This is a genomic window from Nocardia sp. bgisy118, assembly GCF_057708605.1.
This window is the reverse complement of record NZ_JBYISM010000041.1, coordinates 18,404-37,497: the sequence shown is the minus strand read 5'-3', so window position 1 is coordinate 37,497 and position 19,094 is coordinate 18,404. Positions and strand designations below refer to the sequence as shown.

At 69.3% G+C, this 19,094-nt stretch carries 16 protein-coding genes and 2 tRNA genes; 10 read left to right on the top strand and 8 right to left on the bottom strand.

From position 1 onward, the window contains the following. Positions 1-5: 5 nt before the first annotated feature. The 4 genes from AC3EO7_RS34880 to AC3EO7_RS34865 all read left to right on the top strand — a co-directional run bounded on the left by AC3EO7_RS34880 (position 6) and on the right by AC3EO7_RS34865 (position 4,104). Positions 6-1,145 carry an acyl-CoA dehydrogenase family protein gene (locus tag AC3EO7_RS34880; protein WP_431972266.1) on the top strand — a complete coding sequence of 380 codons (1,140 nt, stop codon included), beginning with the start codon at positions 6-8 and terminating at the stop codon, positions 1,143-1,145. 144 nt (positions 1,146-1,289) lie between these two features. Beyond that, entirely contained in the window at positions 1,290-2,381 is a 1,092-nt protein-coding gene (locus AC3EO7_RS34875) for an enoyl-CoA hydratase/isomerase family protein (RefSeq protein WP_431972267.1), read from the top strand. Continuing rightward, a complete protein-coding gene (mmsB, locus tag AC3EO7_RS34870; protein WP_431972268.1) occupies positions 2,378-3,274 on the top strand; it encodes a 3-hydroxyisobutyrate dehydrogenase in 897 nt (298 codons plus the stop codon). Before AC3EO7_RS34875 ends, mmsB begins: the two co-directional genes overlap by 4 nt. A gap of 44 nt (positions 3,275-3,318) precedes the next feature. After that, positions 3,319-4,104, top strand: coding sequence for an enoyl-CoA hydratase (locus AC3EO7_RS34865; protein WP_431972269.1), 786 nt, complete (start codon positions 3,319-3,321; stop codon positions 4,102-4,104). Between the two features lie 58 nt (positions 4,105-4,162). On the opposite strand, the gene AC3EO7_RS34860 is transcribed toward AC3EO7_RS34865, so the two are convergent. From AC3EO7_RS34860 to AC3EO7_RS34850, 3 genes are all read right to left on the bottom strand, one after another. After that, complete coding sequence (locus tag AC3EO7_RS34860) at positions 4,163-4,984, bottom strand: DUF6159 family protein (RefSeq protein WP_431972270.1); 822 nt, start codon at positions 4,982-4,984, stop codon at positions 4,163-4,165. Between the two features lie 73 nt (positions 4,985-5,057). Next, positions 5,058-6,116, bottom strand: a complete 1,059-nt coding sequence (locus AC3EO7_RS34855) for an Hsp70 family protein (protein ID WP_431972271.1) — start codon at positions 6,114-6,116, stop codon at positions 5,058-5,060. Positions 6,117-6,244: 128 nt separating this feature from the next. Then, positions 6,245-6,793 (bottom strand): MarR family winged helix-turn-helix transcriptional regulator, encoded by a 549-nt coding sequence (locus AC3EO7_RS34850; protein WP_435593503.1) that lies wholly within the window; start codon positions 6,791-6,793, stop codon positions 6,245-6,247. A 197-nt stretch (positions 6,794-6,990) separates the two neighbouring features. Between AC3EO7_RS34850 and AC3EO7_RS34845 the strand changes: the two genes are divergently transcribed. After that, positions 6,991-7,065: transfer RNA gene (locus tag AC3EO7_RS34845), tRNA-Cys, on the top strand. A 100-nt stretch (positions 7,066-7,165) separates the two neighbouring features. Here AC3EO7_RS34845 and AC3EO7_RS34840 read toward each other — a convergent pair. The 5 genes from AC3EO7_RS34840 to AC3EO7_RS34820 form a co-directional block, all read right to left on the bottom strand. Next, positions 7,166-8,557: a metallophosphoesterase family protein gene (locus AC3EO7_RS34840; RefSeq protein WP_435593502.1), complete on the bottom strand. Its 1,392-nt coding sequence runs from the start codon at positions 8,555-8,557 to the stop codon at positions 7,166-7,168. A gap of 39 nt (positions 8,558-8,596) precedes the next feature. Then, on the bottom strand, positions 8,597-9,688 hold the full coding sequence (locus AC3EO7_RS34835) for a DUF7373 family lipoprotein (protein WP_435593518.1): 1,092 nt from the start codon (positions 9,686-9,688) through the stop codon (positions 8,597-8,599). Positions 9,689-10,564: 876 nt separating this feature from the next. Next, positions 10,565-10,637, bottom strand: a tRNA-Arg gene (locus AC3EO7_RS34830). 121 nt (positions 10,638-10,758) lie between these two features. Then, positions 10,759-11,478, bottom strand: coding sequence for a DUF305 domain-containing protein (locus AC3EO7_RS34825; RefSeq protein ID WP_435593501.1), 720 nt, complete (start codon positions 11,476-11,478; stop codon positions 10,759-10,761). Next, positions 11,479-12,402, bottom strand: a complete 924-nt coding sequence (locus tag AC3EO7_RS34820) for a thioredoxin-like domain-containing protein (RefSeq protein WP_431972276.1) — start codon at positions 12,400-12,402, stop codon at positions 11,479-11,481. Between the two features lie 110 nt (positions 12,403-12,512). Here AC3EO7_RS34820 and argS point away from each other — a divergent pair, with 110 nt between their 5' ends. The 5 genes from argS to thrB all read left to right on the top strand — a co-directional run bounded on the left by argS (position 12,513) and on the right by thrB (position 19,091). Further along, positions 12,513-14,171 carry an arginine--tRNA ligase gene (argS, locus tag AC3EO7_RS34815; protein ID WP_431972277.1) on the top strand — a complete coding sequence of 553 codons (1,659 nt, stop codon included), beginning with the start codon at positions 12,513-12,515 and terminating at the stop codon, positions 14,169-14,171. 73 nt (positions 14,172-14,244) lie between these two features. Next, positions 14,245-15,666, top strand: coding sequence for a diaminopimelate decarboxylase (gene lysA, locus AC3EO7_RS34810; protein WP_431972278.1), 1,422 nt, complete (start codon positions 14,245-14,247; stop codon positions 15,664-15,666). After that, a complete protein-coding gene (locus AC3EO7_RS34805; RefSeq protein ID WP_431972279.1) occupies positions 15,663-17,018 on the top strand; it encodes a homoserine dehydrogenase in 1,356 nt (451 codons plus the stop codon). The genes lysA and AC3EO7_RS34805 overlap by 4 nt, the downstream gene beginning before the upstream one ends. Continuing rightward, positions 17,015-18,109 carry a threonine synthase gene (gene thrC, locus AC3EO7_RS34800; RefSeq protein WP_431972280.1) on the top strand — a complete coding sequence of 365 codons (1,095 nt, stop codon included), beginning with the start codon at positions 17,015-17,017 and terminating at the stop codon, positions 18,107-18,109. Before AC3EO7_RS34805 ends, thrC begins: the two co-directional genes overlap by 4 nt. Before the next feature lie 25 nt (positions 18,110-18,134). Beyond that, positions 18,135-19,091, top strand: coding sequence for a homoserine kinase (thrB, locus tag AC3EO7_RS34795; RefSeq protein ID WP_431972281.1), 957 nt, complete (start codon positions 18,135-18,137; stop codon positions 19,089-19,091). Positions 19,092-19,094: the final 3 nt, after the last annotated feature.

Below are 19,094 nucleotides of genomic sequence, written 5' to 3'. Positions count from 1 at the left end.
ACCGGATGTTCATTCTGAACGAGGACGAGCGCGCGATCGGCGAGACCGCGCGCCAGTTCGCCGACGAGTTCCTCGCGCCCAACGCGCTGGAATGGGATGAGCAGAAACACTTTCCGGTGGACGTGCTGCGCAAGGCCGGCCCGCTCGGCCTCGGCGGCATCTACGTCCGCGAGGACGTGGGCGGCTCGGGGCTGCGCAGGCTCGATGCCGTGCGCATCTTCGAGCAGCTGGCCACCGGGTGTCCCGCGGTGGCGGCCTACATCTCCATCCACAACATGGCTGCCTGGATGATCGATGCCTACGGCGACGACGACCAGCGCAACCGCTGGCTGCCCGGCCTGACTTCGATGGAGTTGCTCGGCAGCTACGCGCTCACCGAGCCCGCCGTCGGCTCCGACGCGGCGGCGTTGAGCACCAAGGCCGTTCGCGACGGCGAGGACTACATCCTCAACGGCGCCAAACAGTTCATCTCCGGCGCGGGCGCCAACGACGTGTACGTCATGATGGTGCGCACGAGCGACGAAGGGGCGCGCGGCATTTCGACGCTGATCGTGCCCGCCGACACTCCGGGCCTCTCGGTAGGGCCGAACGAGCGGAAGATGGGCTGGAACGCGCAGCCGACCAGGCAGGTCGTGCTGGAGGACGTCCGCGTCCCGGTCGCCAACCGCCTCGGCGCGGAGGGCGACGGGTTCCGCATCGCCATGAACGGCCTCAACGGCGGGCGGCTGAACATCGCCGCGTGCTCGGTGGGCGGCGCGCAGGCGGCGCTGGACAAGTCGGTTCCGTACCTCGCCGACCGCAACGCTTTCGGCAAGCCGCTGCTGAAGAACCAGGCGCTGCAATTCGAACTCGCCGATATGCGCACCGAACTGGAGGCCGCGCGGACGCTGCTGTGGCGTGCGGCCGCCGCGCTCGACGCCGACGCGCCCGACAAGGTCGAATTGTGCGCCATGGCCAAGCGATTCGCGACCGACGTCGGCTTCGGGGTGGCCAACAAGGCGCTCCAGCTGCACGGCGGCTACGGGTATCTGCACGAATACGGCCTGGAGAAGATCGTCCGGGATCTGCGCGTCCACCAGATCCTCGAGGGCACCAACGAGATCATGCGGGTGGTCGTAGCCCGCTCGGTCATAGGAGCAGCATGACGGGGCGCGCGCGACGACACCTCGCTGACGCTCGGCTTTCGTCGCCCGCGCCAGGCGTTGGTCCGCGATCGGGGTCGCTGCGCTCGCCCGATCGACGTGAACCTACCCATCCGGGGAGGGCGCACCGTTCAACTGAGGAGCACCATGACGGAATCTGAAGTACTGATCGACAAGCGCGACGGCCTCGGGCTGATCACGCTGAACCGGCCCAAGGCCATCAACGCGCTGAATCACCCCATGGCGCTGGCCATCACCGACGCACTGCGCGCCTGGGCCGACGACGACGAGGTGCGCACCGTCGTGGTCACCGGCGCGGGGGAGCGGGGCCTCTGCGCGGGCGGCGACATCGTCGCGATTCACGCCGACGCGCGTGTGCTGAACGATCGCCCCGCGACGTCCGGTACCGCGAGCGCGGATTCGGCGACCGGCGTGTTCTGGCGGGACGAGTACATCCTCAACGCGCTGATCGGCCGCTACTCGAAACCGTACGTGGTGATCATGGACGGCATCGTGATGGGCGGCGGTGTCGGCCTTTCCGGCCACGGCAGTCACCGCATCGTCACCGAGCGGTCCAAGGTCGGCATGCCGGAGGTCGGCATCGGCTTCATCCCCGATGTCGGCGGCACCTACCTGCTCTCGCGCGCGCCCGGCGAGATCGGCACGCACGTCGCGCTGACCACCGCGCGGATGAGCGCGGGCGACGCCATCGCGGCAGGTTTCGCCGACTACTACGTGCCCTCGGAGCACATCCCGGCCCTGCTGGAGACACTGCGTTCCGAGACCGCGGAGGTGGCGATCGCGAAGTTCGCCACGGACGCACCGGAATCCGAGTTGCTCGCGCAGCGGGACTGGATCGACGCCTGCTACGGCGCCGACACCGTCGAGGAGATCGTGGCGCGGTTGCAGGCGGCAGAGGCGCCGGAGGCGACCAAGGCGGCCTCCGATCTGCTCGCCAAATCGCCTGTCGCGCTGAAGGTCACGCTGCGTTCGCTGCGCGCGGCCCGCGACCTGCCGAGCCTGGAGGCGGTGCTGAACGAGGAGTATCGCGTCTCCATCGCCTCGCTGGTCTCGCACGATCTGGTCGAGGGCATCCGCGCGCAGGTGATCGACAAGGACCGCAACCCGCAGTGGCGACCGGCGACCCTCGCCGAGGTCACCGACGCGCAGGTGGCGGCGTACTTCGCCGAATTGGGCGACAAGGAACTGGGTTTGGCGACACCGGAGGTGCGGCAGTGACGAAAAAGATCGGTTTCCTCGGCCTCGGCCACATGGGCGCGCCGATGGCGGCCAACCTGGTCGAGGCGGGTTACGACGTGCTCGCCTTCGACCCGGTGCCCGCGGCGCAGGAGCAGGCGCGCAAGGACGGCGCGACCGTCGTGGACACGGCCGTCGCGGCGGTCGCCGAGCGTGACGTCGTGATCACCATGCTCCCCAACGGCAAGCTGGTGCTCGACGTCTACGCCGACCTGCTGCCCGCCGCGAAGCCGGGCACCCTGTTCATCGACTGCTCCACCATCGACGTCGCCGACGCCAAGGAAGCGGCCGCGCGGACCGTCGCGGCCGGGCACCGCGCCTTGGACGCACCGGTCTCGGGTGGTGTCGCGGGCGCGGCCGCGGGCACCCTGACCTTCATGGTCGGCGGCGTGGCGGCCGATTTCGCCGACGCGCTTCCGGTGCTCGAGGTAATGGGCGGCAAGGTCGTGCACTGCGGCGGCGCGGGCGTCGGCCAGGCCGCCAAGATCTGCAACAACATGCTGCTCGGCATCTCGATGGTCGGTCTGTCGGAGGCTCTGGTGCTCGGCGAGAAGCTGGGCCTGAGCCATCAGTCGTTCTTCGACGTGGTCTCCACCGCGTCGGGCCAGAGCTGGGCGCTGACCAACTACTGTCCGGTTCCCGGCCCGGTGCCGACCAGCCCGGCGAACAACGACTACCAGCCGGGATTCGCCACCGCGCTGATGACCAAGGACCTCGGTCTCGCCGCGAACGCCTTGCGCGCCAACGGCATCGACGGGCAACTCGGCGCGCTCGCCGCGGAGATCTACACCCGGTTCAACCAGACGGAGGCGGGCAAGGACTTCTCGGCTATCGTCACCGATATCCGTAACCGTTCCGATCAAGAGGGTGCCTGAAGATGGATGCATCGCGAAGCGATTCAGTGAGGGGTGGCGGCCGGGTGGCGGGAGGGCCAGACTTCGAGACGATTCTGCTGGAGCGCAAGGGCCGGGTCGGCTGGATCACACTGAACCGTCCGAAGGCGCTCAACGCGCTGAACGCGCAGGTCCTCGATGACGTGATCGCCGCGCTGGACGAGCTCGAGCGCGACGACGCGATCGGCGCGGTCGTCATCACCGGCTCGGATCGGGCCTTCGCGGCGGGCGCCGACATCAAGGAGATGCAGCCCAAGTCGTACATGGACATGTTCATGGACGATTTCTTCGCGCGCTGGGACCGGCTGGCTAACTTCCGCAAGCCCACCATCGCGGCGGTCGCGGGCTACGCGCTCGGCGGCGGCTGTGAGCTGGCGATGATCTGCGACATCCTGATCGCCGCCGACACGGCCAAGTTCGGGCAGCCGGAGATCAAGCTGGGCGTCATCCCCGGCATCGGCGGCTCGCAGCGCCTGACCAGGGCGATCGGCAAGGCCAAGGCCATGGACCTGGTGCTGACCGGCCGCAACATGGACGTCGAGGAAGCCGAGCGCGCCGGACTGGTTTCGCGCATCGTGCCCGCCGCCGAGCTGCTCGACACCGCGCTCGAGGTGGCCGAGACCATCGCCGCGATGTCGCTGCCGGTCGCCATGATCGCCAAGGAGTCGGTGAACCGCTCCTTCGAGACCACCCTCGCCGAGGGGCTGCGCTTCGAGCGCCGCGTCTTCCACTCGCTGTTCGCGATCGAGGATCAGAAGGAAGGCATGGCCGCCTTCGTCGAGAAGCGGCCCGCGAAGTTCGGCAACCGCTGAGTGCCGCACACGGCTCGCGCGTGCGCCTTTCGGGGCGTTCGCGCGAGCCGTTGCCGGCTCAGGGCTGGAACGACCGCGTGAGGTCCGCGGCGAACGCGGGCGGCGTGCGTCCGTCGACCGAGTAGCGATACAGCGCGGCCTGATACACGGCGGTCGCGGCCGAGACGAAGATCAGCGCGGCGATGAAGACGGCCAGGCCGAGCCACAGACCGATCGCCGTGCCGTACGGAACGCCGAGCCGCGCCTGCGCCTGCGCGCCCAGCGCGGCGCCGACCAGCGGGCACACCGAACCGCCCACCAGCACCAGCGTGTAGCCCAGCATGCCGAGGCGCGTGCTGCTCACCACGTCGGATCCCCATCCGCGTTCCAGCGCCGCCCGTGAATCACGCAGTGCGGCAATCGGATTGCGGTGCTCCAGCACGATCTTCGGCAGCGTCAGATCGGCCGCGTCCGCCCACGCGGTGCCGGGACGGCGGCCGCGCATCGTCCGCAGGTCGCGGAAGTCGTGTTCGACCAGCCGCAGCGCGGGCAGCACCGTCGCCGCCGTGAGCGCCCACATCAGAATCGCGGGCCACCGTGCGAGCGCCGCCCGCCTGCCCGCGCTCGGATATCCACCGCGCAGCACGATGTCGGCCTGCGCGATGAGGGCGGCATTGCCGAACGTGGTGACGATCATCGTCAGCAGATAGCAGGCGCCGACCAGCAGCAAGGGCGTGGCCGATGACCCGTCGATCACGTCGGCGCCGATGGACAGGAACGGGACGCCCATCACTACCGCGCCGGTGACGGCCGACCGTCTCGGATACGCGACCAGCGCGCGGTGCGCGGTCAGCACGCCCCATCCGGTCGTCAGCATGGTTCTCGCGGCGGCGAATGCCACGTGTACACCCCCGTTGTCGTGCGCTTGTGGTTCTCGCGCCATGCTAGCCAACGGGATGCGGTGAGCTCCGGCCTCAGTTGCCCGACGGCTGCGGGGTGGTGCGCAGTTCGATGTGCGTCGGCGTGGTCCCGCCGGTCGGGGGCCCCGCCGAATTCCGTTCCACGGCGAGCAGACCGGCGATGGTCGCGCCGAGCGCCGCGGTGACCGCAACGGCGGCGATGATCTTTCGGCGGCCGACGCCCGCGGGGGCGAGCGTCGGCAGGGCCGCGCCCGTCCGCAGACGCGCCATGCGCACGTCGCCGGACGGGCGTTCGGCGGCGAACAGCAGCGCGCCGCGCGCCGAGACGCATTCCGGCTCGGGGTCGTAGATCAGCGGCAGGTCGACCAGTTCGGCCAACTCGCCGCGCACGCTCGGGCTTCGGGTGCAGCCGCCGAGCAGTACGAGCGCCTCGGGCCGAACCCCGGTCTCCTCGATGAGCTGGCGGACGAACGACGCGGAGTGGTGGATGCCCGCGGCGCACAGTTCGGCCAGATCGCTGCGGGTCACCACGGCGCGCCCGCCGGAGCCGAGATCGGTCGCGGTGACCACCCGCGCGCTGCTGAGCGCCTCGCGGTGCCGCCTGCTGGTGAGCCGGTCGGTGAGCACGCCTTCGCGGGCCAGTTGCCAGCGCAGCAGCGCGTCGTAGCCGTCGCCGCCGAGTACGGTGCTGCGTTTGCTGGACAGGATGGCGTCGGTGCGGCAGTCGGCGTGCGTGACGGTCAGCCCGGAGCTGCCGAGGTCGTAGAGGATCACGGTGCCGGTGTCCGGAAGGCTGCCGGTGAAGCGCAGGTAGCGCAGCTGGGCCAGCGGCTCGTCGACGATGGTGAGCCTGCTGCGGCCCGCCGCGGACCGGATGGCGTCGGCGTGCAAGGGGCAGCGACAGGTGACCGCGGTTCCGGTGATCAGCTCGTCGCGCTGCTGGGCCGAGTGGCACATCTCACGGATCGCCTCGAACACCGCCTCCTCGACACCGGCGCCCGCGCGGCGCGGGACATGGCAGCGATCGATCGGGGGAAGGTGCGGTTGATCGGAATGCGTCAACATCGCGCGCGCGCCACCAGCGCCCGCCGATACCCCCAAGACCAGCACCATGGATCCATGGTGGACCTTTTCTTCTCCGCTGCCAAGGCAACGCCGCCGCGAATTCGCTACTTGGATGCCGGACTGTTACTCGGAGGTCGATTCCGTGGTGTATGAGACCGCCAGGTACGGAGTGGAGTTCAGCGTTCCCTGGTGTTCCAGCGGGCGGGCGCGTCGCCGGTGTCGAAGTCTCCCGCGGCGTGCCGGAATTCCGCGAGCAACTGCAAAAGCAGGTGCAGCCGATCCGGCCGCAGACCCGGATGGGCGAACACCTTCGCGTTCAGCTCCTCCGTGGCCTTGGTGACCAATTCCCTTCCGGCGTCGGTGATCTCGATGAGGGTGGCGCGGCGGTCGCTGGGATGCGGCACCCGCTCGACGAGGCGCGCCGCCTCCAGTCGGTCGACGGTGTTGGTGACGCTGGTCGGGTGCACCTGGAGCCGGGCGCTGGCCTTCGCCATCGGCAGCGCGCCGGTCTTGCTGAAACTCAGCAGCATGAGCAGTTCGTACCGGGAGAAGGTCAGGCCGGTCGGTTTCAGCGCTTCGTCCACCCGGGCCATCACGATTTGCTGGGCGCGGACCAGCGAGGTCACCGCCGCCATCCCGTCGGCGACATCGCCCCAGCCGTGGCCGACCCACTGGCGGTGGGCCTCCTCGATCGGGTCGACTGGGAGCGGGCGTGGCCGAGACATTCCCCGATCATTGCATGCCCGGTGGCCCTTTCCCCGTCGCGCGCTCGACGTTCCGACGATGTCGGCGTGTGAGTCATCCGGGCCCGAGTCGTGGCCGGATCGAGTCGTCTCCATCGTCCGAGCCGCCGCGAGGTTTTGAATCAGCTCGAGCCCAAGCCTGGTCGCGGGGGGCCCGGACCGGCATTCTCGAATGCGAGGCGGGCGTGGCTGAGTGGTTGAGGCAACGGTCTGCAAAGCCGTTTACGCGGGTTCAATTCCCGCCGCTCGCTCCAGGCAAGAATGGGTGCGCCGGTCGTCGGGGCCTCGGTTCGGTGTTACGCCACCGCCGGACCGGGGCTCCGTCGATGTTTGCGCCCTGGGCTTATTGTCCGTTCAGGACAGGTCGGAAAAATCCCGCGCGACAACGTGGTTACGGTCGGCGAAAGTTCCGAGGGTGTAATCGGGCAGCAAGCCGAAGTATTCGCCGCGGGTGGTGCTGCTCCACCGCCGCGCGTCCTCGGCGCGTGTCTTGTAGAAGTTCACCATGTAGCCGCCCTCGTACACGCTGAGCAGGCTGTAGCCGCCCGGATACTCCTTCACCGCGGCCACCTCCAGGAATTCCACCGCGATGTTCGCGTCCGGCCGGGTACGGCGATTGCGGTGGGTGTGGCCGCTGTGGTGCAGGAAGACTCCGGGCGCCCGCTCGTAAAGGCGCTGGAGTTCTGCGCTGTCGGTGCCATCGAGGACGAAGGCCGGGCCCGCGGTGTTGGTGAGCCCCGATTCGATGGTCACCGGGTGGTGGCCGAAGACCAGGGTCGGACGGTCCGGGTCGGCGCGCAGCGCCTCGGCCAAGCGAGCGAACTGGGGTCGTTCGATACGGCCGCCCGCACCGTCGAGGTCGCTGGTGTCCACGCCGAGCAGCCGCAAGCCGCCGACCTCGTGCTCGACCAACTCCTGCCTGGCGAGGAAATTGTCGCCCCAGCAGTCGCGGTGCTCGCCGAGGTGCGTGCAGCCCCGGTAGTCGACGTGCGGGCGATCGTGATTACCGCGCGACACCAGGTAGTCGCTGCCGAGCGCGCCCCACGAGTCGAGCCGGGCGCGGACGGCGTGTGACTCCTCCGGCGTCGCCTCGCTCGTCAGATCTCCCGCGACGACAAGATGATTCACGCTCCTGGCCCGCAGGTCGCCGAGCAGTGCGGAAAGCATGACCTCGGGATAGGGCGGCAGACCCGCCGGCTGGCGGAAGCCAGGCGGAAACGCGCCGACCACCAAGCCGCTCACCGTCTCGCCGTAGTGCACGTCGTTGGCCAGCGCGATGGTGCGCAACAGGCGGCCGGGCGGCGGCACCAAGGTGGTGAATTCGCCGGTGGTTTCCGGTGTCCCGGGCGACAGCGTGGTGAGCGAGAGCGCGGGCGTCGCCCGTACACCCTGCGACCACGCCTCGAATCGGTAGCGGCGGCCCGGCTCCAGTCCGCCGATCTCGGCGTAATGGAACGGCGTTCGATCGGGAGCGGCGAAGACAGGGACCGGCGCGCGCGGCGAATCGGCTGGGCCGAGCCGAACTTCGGCGTCGGAGGGGACCGGGGTCGGGCGTCCCGACCCGTCGGGCGCGACGGTGGTCCAGGTGAGCACCACCGAGCGGTCGGTGACGGTGACGACTTCCAGATCCGTCGCGACCAGTGAAACGCGCTGTGCCCGAGCGCGACTCGCGGGCAGCGCGGAAAGCAGTGCCGCGGAGGCGATCGCGCCGAGCAAAGTCCGGCGCGAGGGTCCGCAGCAGCTCATGATCGCGAGGTTACGGCAAAATTGTTACCGCGATCCGGCCTACTTCGCGCTGCGCAGCGCCTGGTGCTGCTGCTCGACCAGCCGGTGCGCGTCGTCCTGGGTCTTCGCCCAGATCTCGCCGACGAACCGGCCCGCGGTGACCAGGCAGAACCACGAATTGGCGCCGCCTTCCGGCCTGGAAAGGCAAGACGCGGACGGGATACCGGTCGGCGCCGACGCGGGCTGGTACGCGGGCTGCATCTCGCCGAGGGCCGCGCTCAGGCGCTGGGCTCCGGCGGCGTCGTCGGTGCGATAGACCGTGGTTCCCTTGTTGGCCATGGCATTCAGCCCGACCTCGCGGAACACGGTCGCCGCCCGCGGTTGGTCTTGCGCGAAAAGCAGCGCGCCGCGTAGGCGATACGCGCCCTGCTGCGCGTCGCCGTCGCCGACGGTGAGGGCGAAGACGCCCTCGGGGTCGTACGGCAGCTCGGGATAGTCGGCGGGCGGTGTCGGACGGAAGTCATCGAGCAGCGGACGCTGTAATTCCAGTGCGCGCAGCATGATTCGCTCCAGCTCGTCACGGGTTCCGGTCCGCACCGACGTGTAGATCACATACTCTCGAACAGCGGTGAAGGCCATGCCCTCGACGCGCCCCCGTTCTTCCTTGTGACTGAATTGCGCCTCCGGCGCGCCGGGCAGCGGTGCGGGCGTGCGGGATTGCGACTCCAGCAGACCGCGATAGTTCACCGAGCCGTCCGCGAGATCCTCGGCCGCCTTGCTCGCCGCGGCGGCATCTGGGAAACGCATCACGCCGTGCGTCAAGTCCTTTCGCCGCTCCCGATCCCCGTTGGTGCGATGCGTGATGAACCCGGTCAACAGCCCGTTGTCATCGGCCGCCGCCTTGATCGCATCGTTGTGCCCCGCCATCACCAGCAGCATCGCCGAAGTCAGCACCCCAGCCCGCCCGTACACAGTGACATCCGGATCGATATCCGTCGGCAGCGCAAGCACATCGGCCATCCGCGTCCCCTCCGCCAGAGCGCCTTGGTGACGCAGCTGATCCGGCGTAAGGACACTGGTCGGCGCCGCCGAAGTCGTCGTCGATACCGAAGTCGGAACATCATCGGGATAACAAGAACTCAGGGCGATCATCGCAGCCACAAGGGCCCCCACCCGCAATACAGAACGCACCGGGCCATCTTGCCAAAGATCGAGCGCGATGCCCATCAGCCGTTCACCGAGCCGACGACGGCACGATTATCTGCGCCGGTTACCTCTGCGTGTAACCCGCTGTGACGCAAAGGGTCTGGTCAGAGCGTTGGAGTAAGGTTCTGCCACCTCCTGTCGAGGGGCGGTGGACATGGTCCAGACACCCGCCCAGAGAGGAGGTGGTGGGGATGGCGAAACATCGCCGGAGGAAGCAAGAGGCCCCGGTCGATTACGGCATCTGCTTGATCATTGCTGCCGTGACCGCCGGGGCGCTCGCCTTGGTCCGCCGAGTGCGGGCTAGCTAACCCACCCGGTGGAGGCCGTCTTTGCGGGGCGGTCTCCACCTCTCGACATCACTCGCGTGATGACTGCATGGTATCAAGACTGCACGGAGACCTACACGAGTAGAGAGTTTCCGTGTAGCAGGCCAGCCGGCGTGTGGGGTCGCACCCCCACAAGACTTGCTGCGATTCGGAACATCCCCACAAAACCCAGCCCGCCCCATGGGGTCCCGGGGGCGAAGCTCGCCGGGCGGCGTGTGGGGGTCGCACCCCCACAAGATCTGTTGCGATTCGGAACATCCCCACAAAACCAGCCCGCGACGAGGGGGTCCGGGGGCGAAGCCCTCCGGGCGGCGTGTGGGGGTCGCACCCCCACAAGATCTGATGCGATTCGGAACATCCCCACAAAACCAGCCCGCGACAAGGGGGTCCGGGGGCGAAGCCCGCCGGGCGGGGCGTGGGGGTTGCACCCCCACAAAACACTACGAAACGAGCAAGGCCCACGCCTTTTGTGGGCATGGGCCTGCTGCGAGTGGAGTGCCCTCGGCAGGATTCGAACCTGCGGCCTTCTGCTCCGGAGGCAGACGCTCTATCCCCTGAGCTACGAGGGCGGGATAGATCTCGGTCGGGCCGGTTGGTCCGATCGGGCGGGGCAAGCGTATCGCATCGTGCGCTGGACGCCAAAAAGGGCGTCGGGCCGGGGGCTTTCGTCCGGGCCGGCCCGACGCCGGGTCAGTTGAGGGGGAGCGGGGCGCCGCCGCGGGCGGTGAGCATGGTGGTGAGCAGGCGGGATTCGGCCTGCTGCGTTTCGGCCATGCTGGCGGCGAGGGTGCGGACGGCCGTGGTCGCGGCGTGCTTCGCCGCGTACTCCATCATCGGCATGCCGCCCTGGTGGTGGCGCAGCATGAGGCGCAGGAAGATGGTGTCGGCCTCCGCTGCGGGGGCCTGGCGCAGCGCCGCGAGCTCCTCTTGGGTGGCCATGCCGGGCATGCTCGCCATCGACCCGGACGTCTGGTGCCCGCCGCCGTGTCCGTGTTCGGAGCCTTGCTCGCTCATCCACCCCATGAAACCGTCGGTGCCCTGCGCGGGCTTGTTCCACAGTTGCAGCCAGCCCTGCATCCGGCCGACCTGGTTCTGCTGGGTGGTCATGATGTCGTAGGCCAGCCTGCGCACATCGTTGTCGGTGGAGCGCAGCAGGGCGATGCCCGCCATCTCGACGGCCTGCGCGTGGTGCGCGGACATGTCCTGGGCGAAGCCGACGTCGACCGCGGTGGGGTCGGGTTCGCCGGAGCCGCCGTCCAGGGGAAGGCGGACCAGCGTCCCGATGGCGAATCCGAGCAGGATGGCGCCGAGCGCGCCGAGGATCAGCAGCGCGACTCCTTGCCTGCGCACTTGCGCCGTGAAGCCGTTCTCCGTGCCGGATTCGGTCTCGATATCGGCTTCGGCCTGCATCTAGGGTGCCGCCGTCGGCTCGGCCGGCGCACCGGGCAAGCCAGGCATGCCGGGGGCGCCGGGCAGACCGGGAACACCGGGGATACCGGGCAGACCCGGGATCCCGGGAGGCAGTCCGCCGCCGAGCTCGGCCTGATCGGTCGGGATGCCGGTACCGTCCATCGGCACCGCGTCCGGCCCGGGCGGCGCGGGGTCGAACGGCTCCGGGTTCTCCCTGTCGAAGTACGGGTTGGAGCAGGCCGCGCCGACCTCGGGGTAGGTGTACTGGTTCTGCCGCAGCGCGGTGAGGAACTGGTTGATCCGCTTGTCCTCAGGGCTGTCCAGCTTCAGCTGATGGCCCCAGGATTGCAGCGAGATCGCGCTGTCCAGTCCCGGGTAGGGCGACATCAGCGTGTACTGCTTGCCTTCGACCTTCTTCTTCAGCGTGTCGATGCCCGCGGAATCCACCTTGTCGGGGTTGTAGGCGATCCACACGGCGCCGTGCTCGAGCGAGTGCACCGCATTCTCGGTGCGGATCGGCTTGGCGTAGACGACGCCGGTGCAGTCGGCCCACGCCTGATCGTGCGGTCCGCCGAAGGGCGGCTTCTGGTCGTAGGCCACCCGCTGCGTCGGGTCGACGTGCTTGCCCGCGCCCTGCGCGTAGTCCTTCTTCACCACGCCGGCGATCTGATCCGAGGGATCCTTCTTCTGCGCGCTGGGCGTGTACTTGTCCAGCTCGGCCTGTTCGCGGTATTTGGGGACCAGGCTGTAGGCGAGGGCACCGATCAATGCGATGATTACTGCGGCCGCGCCGACGGCCAACCACGGGATCTGGCGTTTCTTCGGAAGCTGGCCCTTGCCGCCGCCGCCCTTGCGGGAAGGCGACACCTTCCCCGCGGCTCGGACGGCCTTGGCCGACTTCGAGGCGCTGTTGCTACTCGGCATTGCTCGTTGCTCTCTCGATGTGATGAACCGCTGTGCTGTTCGTTACGGACAGATCCGGGGCGGTGCCCGCCCGACGGCGTACACCTGCCCAGACCATAGGATAGAGACTCGTGACTCCAGCTGACCTTGCAGATCTCCTTCGCTCCACCGCGGCGAAGGTGCTTGTCGAACGTGGACTGGACCCTGCGGTCCTGCCCGACGAGGTCAATGTGGAGCGTCCTCGCAATCCGGAACACGGTGACTATGCCACGAACGTGGCCATGCAGGTGGCCAAGAAGGCCGGAACGAATCCCCGCGAGCTGGCCACCTGGCTGGCCGACGCGCTGAGCGCCGCCGAGGGTGTGTCTTCAGCGGAGGTCGCCGGTCCCGGCTTCCTGAACATCCGGCTCGCCGCCGCCGCGCAGGGCGCGATCGTGCAGAAGGTGCTCGCGGCGGGCGCGTCCTTCGGCACCGCCGACGCGCTCGCGGGCACCCGGGTCAACCTGGAGTTCGTCTCGGCGAACCCGACCGGACCGATTCACCTCGGCGGCACCCGCTGGGCCTCGGTCGGCGACGCGCTCGGCCGCATCCTCGCCGCGCAGGGCGCCGACGTCACCCGTGAGTACTACTTCAACGACCACGGCGCGCAGATCGACCGGTTCGCCAACTCGCTGGTCGCCGCCGCCACCGGCGCGCCGACCCCGGAGGACGGGTACGCGGGCGCCTACATCGGCGAGATCGCCGCGCGGGTCGTCGCCGACAATCCGGGCGCGGCCGAGCTGCCCGAGGGCGAGCGGCACGAGCTGTTCCGCCGCGAGGGTGTCGAGCTGATGTTCGCGCACATCAAGGAGACGCTGCACGAGTTCGGCACCGACTTCGACGTCTACTTCAACGAGAGCTCGCTGTTCGCCTCGGGCGCGGTCGACAAGGCGGTCGAGGAGCTCAAGTCCGCCGGCAAGCTGTACGAGAAGGACGGGGCATGGTGGATCGCCAGCTCCGAGTACGGCGACGACAAGGACCGCGTGGTCATCAAGAGCGACGGCAAGTCCGCCTACATCGCCGGTGACATCGCCTACTTCCACGACAAGCGCGGCCGCGGCTTCGATCTGTGCATCTACATGCTCGGCGCCGACCATCACGGCTACATCGGCCGTTTGAAGGCCGCCGCCGCGGCGTTCGGCGACGATCCGAACACCGTCGAGGTGCTGATCGGCCAGATGGTGAATCTGGTGAAAGACGGTGCGGCCGTGCGCATGAGCAAGCGGGCGGGCACCGTGGTGACGCTCGACGACCTGGTCGAGGCGATCGGTGTCGACGCGGCGCGCTACTCGCTGGTGCGGTCCTCGGTGAACTCCAGCATCGACATCGATCTGGACCTGTGGACCAAGCAGAACAACGAGAACCCGATCTACTACGTGCAATACGCGCACGCCCGCTCCAGCCGTATCATCGACAACTCGGCCGCGTTCGACTTCGCTTCGGTGGCACCGGATTTCGGTCTGATGACCTCCGACCGCGAGGGCGAGCTGATCCGCACCCTCGGCGAGTACCCGCGAGTCGTCGCGACGGCCGCCGAGGTGCGGGAGCCGCACCGCGTCGTGCGCTACCTGGAGGAACTGGCCGGTGCCTACCACCCGTTCCAGTCCGACGACGACATGCGGGTGCTGCCGAAGGGCGACGAGCCGGTCACGCCGCTCAAGTCCGCCCGGCTCGAACTGGTGAAGGCCACCCGCCAGGTGCTGGCCAACGGCCTCGGCCTGCTCGGTGTCAGCGCACCGGAGCGTATGTAGTGCGCGAGCAAGTCGAGTCGAAGAGGTCGTATTCGTCCACGTGCTCGGCGCGTGCGGCAAGGAAGGAACAACTATGAGCGCGCACCCCGCCGGTCCACGCCACGCCGAGATTCCGCACGCCCCCAACCTGCCGGAGCGCCCCGGCGACCCGAAGCAGATGATCGACCTGCCCGCGAACGTGTGGCCGCGCAACGCCTCCCGCGACGCCGACGGCGTGGTGCATTTGGCGGGCGTGCCGGTGCACGACCTGGCCGCGCAGTTCGGCACCCCGCTGTTCGTGGTGGACGAGGACGATTTCCGCTCCCGCTGCCGCGACATGGTGCAGGCCTTCGGTCCCAACGCGCGGGTGCACTACGCGTCCAAGGCATTCCTCTGCGGCGAGATCGCGCGCTGGATCCGTGACGAGGGGCTCTCGCTGGACGTGTGCTCCGGTGGCGAGCTCGCCATCGCGCTGCACGCGGGTTTCCCCGCCGAGCGAATCGCGTTGCACGGCAACAACAAATCCGTCACCGAGTTGGAAGCCGCGGTGCAGGCCGGCGTCGGCCACGTGGTGGTCGACTCGCTGATCGAGATCGACCGCCTCGAAGCGGTCGCCGGGCGCGCCGGTGTGGTGCAGGACGTGCTGGTCCGCGTCACCGTCGGCGTGGAAGCCCATACGCACGAATACATTTCGACCGCGCACGAGGATCAGAAGTTCGGCTTCTCGATCGCGGGCGGCGACGCCATGGAGGCGCTGGCGCGCGTCTTCGAGGCCGACAACCTCCGGCTGGTCGGCCTGCACTCGCATATCGGCTCGCAGATCTTCGAGATCGACGGGTTCGAGATCGCCGCGCGCCGGATGCTCGGCCTGCTGCGCGAGGCCATCGACAAGTTCGGCGTGGAACGCACCGCGCAGATCTCGACGCTGGATCTCGGTGGCGGACTGGGTATTTCGTACCTGCCCAACGACGACCCGCCGCCGCTCGGCGCGTTCGCGGCGAACCTGCGCCGCCTGGTCGCCGAAGAGGCGGCCCGCGCGGGTCTGCCCGAGCCGATCATCGCCGTCGAGCCGGGCCGCGCCATCGCCGGACCGGGCACCGTCACCCTGTACGAGGTCGGCACCACCAAGGACGTCTCGCTGGACGCCGGCCTGCGCCGCCGCTACGTGAGCGTCGACGGCGGCATGAGCGACAACATCCGTCCCGCGCTCTACCAGGCCGACTACGACTGCCGCCTGGTCTCGCGCTCCTCGGACGCGCAGCCGGTGGTCGCGCGCGTCGTCGGGAAGCACTGCGAGAGCGGGGACATCGTCATTCGCGACACCTGGATGCCCGCCGACGTCGGTCCTGGCGACCTGGTGGCGGTGGCCGCGACCGGCGCGTATTGCTATTCGATGTCCAGTCGATACAACCAGTTGACCCGTCCGGCGGTCGTCGCCGTCCGCGACGGTCAGCCGCGACTGGTGCTGCGCCGGGAAACGGTGGCGGATCTGCTGAGTCTGGAGGTTGAGGCATGACCGAAGTAGCCAAGAACAGCATCTGGGGGACCGATCGCCCGATCGGCGTCGCGGTCCTCGGCATGGGCAATGTCGGCACCGAGGTCGTGCGGATTCTGCGGGATCACGCCGACGACCTGCACTCGCGGGTCGGCGCGCCGGTCGTGCTTCGCGGCGTCGCGGTGCGCAGCCTGGACAAGGATCGCGGCCTGCCCGCCGAACTGCTGACCACCGACGCCGACGCGTTGGTCGCCCGGCCCGATGTCGATCTGGTCGTCGAGGTCATCGGCGGCATCGATCCCGCGCGCCGCCTCATCCTGGCCGCGCTGAACGCGGGCAAATCCGTGGTGACCGCGAACAAGGCGCTGCTGGCCGACTACACCGGCGAACTCGCCGCCGCCGCCGAACGCAACCGCGCCGACCTGTACTTCGAGGCCGCCGTCGCGGGCGCCATCCCGGTGGTCCGTCCGCTGATCCAGTCGCTGTCCGGCGACCGGGTGAACCGCGTGGTCGGCATCGTCAACGGCACCACGAACTTCATCCTCTCGGCCATGGACGAGACCGGCGCCGACTACTCCGCGACCCTCGCCGAGGCCACCCGCCTCGGCTACGCGGAAGCCGATCCGACCGCCGACGTGGAGGGCTACGACGCCGCGGCCAAGGCGGCGATCCTCGCCTCTCTCGCGTTCCACACCCGCGTGACCGCGGCCGACGTGTACCGCGAGGGCATCTCGAAGATCACCGCGGAGGACCTGGAGACCGCGTCCGCGCTGAACTGCACGGTCAAGCTGCTGGCAATCTGCGAGCGCGTCGACGCGGGCCCGGGCGAGCCGAGCCCCGCCGAGGGCGGCAAGGAGCGCGTCTCGGTGCGGGTCTACCCGGCGCTGATCCCGCGCAGGCACCCGCTGGCCGCGGTCAGCGGCGCTTTCAACGCCGTGGTCGTCGAGGCCGAGAACGCGGGCAGGCTGATGTTCTACGGCCAGGGCGCGGGCGGCGCCCCGACCGCCTCCGCGGTGCTGGGCGACGTGGTGATGGCCGCACGGAACAAGTTCTTCGGTGGCCGCGCGCCGGGCGAATCGGTTTATGCTGAGCTACCGATCGCGCCGATCGGCGATACGCCCACCCGATACCACGTGAACCTGCAGGTCGAAGACGTCCCCGGCGTCCTGGCCAAGGTGGCGGGCGAATTCGCCAAGCATGGGGTGAGCATCTCGACCGTCCGTCAGGAAGGGCACGGCGAGGGCGCTCGCCTGGTCGTGGTGACCCACCACGCCGTGGAGTCGGCGCTCGCGGACACCGTCGCCGCCCTCGCGGAGATGGCATCCGTCACATCAGTGACCAGCGTTTTGAGATTGGAAGGCACCGAGGAATGAGTACCATTGGCGTCGCCCCGCAGGCAGGAGTGCACTCCCGCTGGCCGGGTCTGATCGCGGCCTACCGTGATCGGCTCGCGGGTGCGGCCGACTGGGAGCCGGTCACGCTGTTCGAGGGCGGCACCCCCCTGGTGCCCGCGCCGTATCTGTCCGAGCTGACCGGCTGCGAGGTGTACCTCAAGGTCGAGGGCGCCAATCCGACCGGCTCGTTCAAGGACCGTGGCATGACCATGGCCATGACCGACGCCAAGTACCGCGGCCAGAAGGCGGTGCTCTGCGCGTCCACCGGCAACACCTCGGCATCGGCCGCGGCGTACGCCACCCGGGCGGGCATGAGCTGCGCGGTGCTGATCCCGCAGGGCAAGATCGCGATGGGCAAGCTGGCCCAGGCCGTCATGCTCGGCGCGCAGATCATCCAGGTCGAGGGCAACTTCGACGACTGTCTCGAGCTGGCGCGCAAGGTCACCGCGGACTTCCCGGCCGTCGGCCTGGTGAACTCGGTGAACCCGGCCCGCATCGAGGGCCAGAAGACCGCGTCTTTCGAGATCTGCGACGTGCTCGGCAAGGCGCCCGACGTGCACGCGCTGCCGGTGGGCAACGCGGGCAACATCACCGCGTACTGGCGCGGCTACCGCGAGTACTACGCCGACGGCATCACCAACGGACTGCCGCGCATGCTCGGCGTGCAGGCGGCAGGCGCGGCCCCGCTGGTCAACGGCGCTCCGGTGAAGGATCCGGAGACCATCGCCACCGCCATCCGCATCGGCGCACCCGCCTCGTGGAACGGCGCGGTGGAGGCCAAGGAGCAGTCCGGTGGCGCGTTCCGCGCGGCCACCGACGAGGAGATCCTCGAGGCGTACCGCTTGGTCGCCGCGAAGGAGGGCGTCTTCGTGGAGCCCGCGTCGGCGGCCAGCGTCGCCGGCGTGCTCGCGGCGCGCAAGGAAGGCTGGCTGGACGCGGGCCTGACGGTGGTCTGCACCGTCACAGGCAACGGCTTGAAAGACCCCGACACCGCGCTGCTCGGCATGCCGCAGGTGCAGCCGATCGCGGTCGACCCGGTCGCGGTCGCCGCCCGACTCGAGCTGGCCTGAGTTGAGTTCGCGCGAAAGCCAGTTGATGTCGCGGACACTGCCCGCCGGACTCGCCGTCACGGCGCGGGTGCCCGCGTCGAGCGCCAACCTCGGTCCCGGATTCGACTCGCTCGGTATGGCTTTGGGCATCTACGACGAGATCGAGGTGCGCACCACCGATTCCGGGCTGACCATCCGGGTCGAGGGTGAGGGCGCCGACGACGTGCCGTGGGGCCCTTCGCATCTCGTGGTGCGCGCGATCGAGCGCGGCCTGGAGGCGGCGGGCGTGTGGGCCGACGGCCTCGATGTGGTGTGCCGCAACGTGATTCCGCATTCGCGAGGTCTCGGCTCCTCGGCCTCCGCGGTGGTCGGCGGTCTCGCCGCCGGCTGCGCGCTGGCCGCGAAGCTGGACCCCGAACTGGCCGTCGACGCCGAGCGATTGGTGCAGCTGGCCTCGGAATTCGAAGGTCACCCCGACAACGCGGCGGCCAGTGTGCTCGGCGGGATCGTGGTGTCCTGGACCGAGACCACCGCCGACACGACCGAAGCGGCCGCGGCGATCCCCGAGCACGGCCGGGTGTACCGCGCCGTCCGGCTCGACCCGCACCCGTCGCTGCGCCCGGTGGTGCTGATTCCCGAGGTGCGCTCGTCCACCGCGCACACCCGTGGGCTGCTGCCGGAGACGGTGCCGCACGGCGACGCCGCCTTCAACGTCAGCAGGGCCGCGCTGGCCGTGGTGGCGCTGACCCAGCGTCCCGACCTCCTCATGCCTGCTACGGCCGACCGGCTGCATCAGGGCCAGCGTGCCCCCGCGCTACCGCTCACCACCCAGTGGATCGAGCGGCTGCGCGCGGCGGGCATCCCGGCGACCGTCTCGGGTGCGGGACCGACCGTGTTGGCCCTCGGTACCAGCGAATTTCCAGCAGAACTCCGCGAACTCGCGGCTGCCGACGGCCTCCGTGTGGTCGAGCCAGGACTCGCCGAGGGCGTCCAGGTCGACTGACGG

Bases quoted from the DNA above. Each gene is read 5' to 3' on its own strand.
- AC3EO7_RS34880 (WP_431972266.1), top strand. From the start codon at position 6: ATGTTCATTCTGAACGAGGACGAGCGCGCGATCGGCGAGACCGCGCGC.
- AC3EO7_RS34875 (WP_431972267.1), top strand. From the start codon at position 1,290: ATGACGGAATCTGAAGTACTGATCGACAAGCGCGACGGCCTCGGGCTG.
- AC3EO7_RS34855 (WP_431972271.1), bottom strand. From the start codon at position 6,116: ATGGTGCTGGTCTTGGGGGTATCGGCGGGCGCTGGTGGCGCGCGCGCG.
- AC3EO7_RS34850 (WP_435593503.1), bottom strand. From the start codon at position 6,793: ATGTCTCGGCCACGCCCGCTCCCAGTCGACCCGATCGAGGAGGCCCAC.
- AC3EO7_RS34840 (WP_435593502.1), bottom strand. From the start codon at position 8,557: ATGAGCTGCTGCGGACCCTCGCGCCGGACTTTGCTCGGCGCGATCGCC.
- AC3EO7_RS34835 (WP_435593518.1), bottom strand. From the start codon at position 9,688: ATGATCGCCCTGAGTTCTTGTTATCCCGATGATGTTCCGACTTCGGTA.
- AC3EO7_RS34825 (WP_435593501.1), bottom strand. From the start codon at position 11,478: ATGCAGGCCGAAGCCGATATCGAGACCGAATCCGGCACGGAGAACGGC.
- AC3EO7_RS34820 (WP_431972276.1), bottom strand. From the start codon at position 12,402: ATGCCGAGTAGCAACAGCGCCTCGAAGTCGGCCAAGGCCGTCCGAGCC.
- lysA (WP_431972278.1), top strand. From the start codon at position 14,245: ATGAGCGCGCACCCCGCCGGTCCACGCCACGCCGAGATTCCGCACGCC.
- AC3EO7_RS34805 (WP_431972279.1), top strand. From the start codon at position 15,663: ATGACCGAAGTAGCCAAGAACAGCATCTGGGGGACCGATCGCCCGATC.
- thrC (WP_431972280.1), top strand. From the start codon at position 17,015: ATGAGTACCATTGGCGTCGCCCCGCAGGCAGGAGTGCACTCCCGCTGG.
- thrB (WP_431972281.1), top strand. From the start codon at position 18,135: ATGTCGCGGACACTGCCCGCCGGACTCGCCGTCACGGCGCGGGTGCCC.